1 protein-coding gene is annotated in these 779 nt (G+C 73.0%); it reads left to right on the top strand.

Annotated elements, in window-relative coordinates; genetic code table 11:
- Positions 1–29: 29 nt before the first annotated feature.
- Positions 30–779, top strand: a 750-nt coding sequence (locus SCA03_RS34845) for a condensation domain-containing protein (protein WP_170223880.1), incomplete at its 3' end; no start/stop codon positions are given.

The raw sequence follows: 779 nt of genomic DNA, 5'->3' as shown, positions 1-779 counted from the left end.
CGTTGGATCAGGCTGCCGTGGATCGGGTGGTGGGCACCGGTGAGGGGGTCGCGGATGTGGTGCCGCTCTCGCCGATGCAGCAGGGGATGTTGTTCCACTCGCTGGAGGACGCGTCGGGCCAGGCGTATGTGGAGCAGATGGCGTTCGTGCTGGAGGGGGTCGAGGACGTCGACCGGCTGGCGGACGCGTGGCAGGAGGCGGTCAACTCCTCGGACGCACTGCGGATTTCGGTGGTGTGGGAGGAGGTGGACGAGCCCGTCGCTGTCGTCCATCAGCGGGTCGAGGTGCCCGTCCACCGTGCCGACTGGCGCGGTCTGAGCGACGAGGAGTGTGAGCGCGAGCTGGAGCGGCGCCGGGCCGCGGACCGGGCCGGGGTCCGGCTGGACGAGGCGCCGCTGTTGCGGGTGTCGCTCGCGGAGCTGGGCGGCGGCCGGGTGCGGGTCGTGTGGACCTTCCACCATCTGCTGCTGGACGGCTGGTCCACGCCGCAACTGCTCGACGATGTGTTCGCGCGGTACGCGGGCGCGGCTCCGGCCGTGCGGCGGCCCTACCGGGACCATCTGGAGTGGCTGGCCGGGCAGGACACCGGTGCCGCGCTGGAGCACTGGCGGGCCGCCCTCGCCGGATACGACACCCCCGTCGCTCTCCCCGCCGACCGGCAGGCCGACCCCGAGCACGCCTCCTGGGCCACCCGCCATCTGGAGGTGGAGCTGCCGGGGACGCTCTCCACGGACGTGGCCGACTTCGCCCGGCGGCACCGGCTCACCGTCAACACCGTC

The organism is Streptomyces cacaoi (genome assembly GCF_006539165.1).
In the GTDB taxonomy this organism is placed as follows: domain Bacteria; phylum Actinomycetota; class Actinomycetes; order Streptomycetales; family Streptomycetaceae; genus Streptomyces; species Streptomyces cacaoi.
This window is presented reverse-complemented; position numbering and strand designations above follow the sequence as displayed.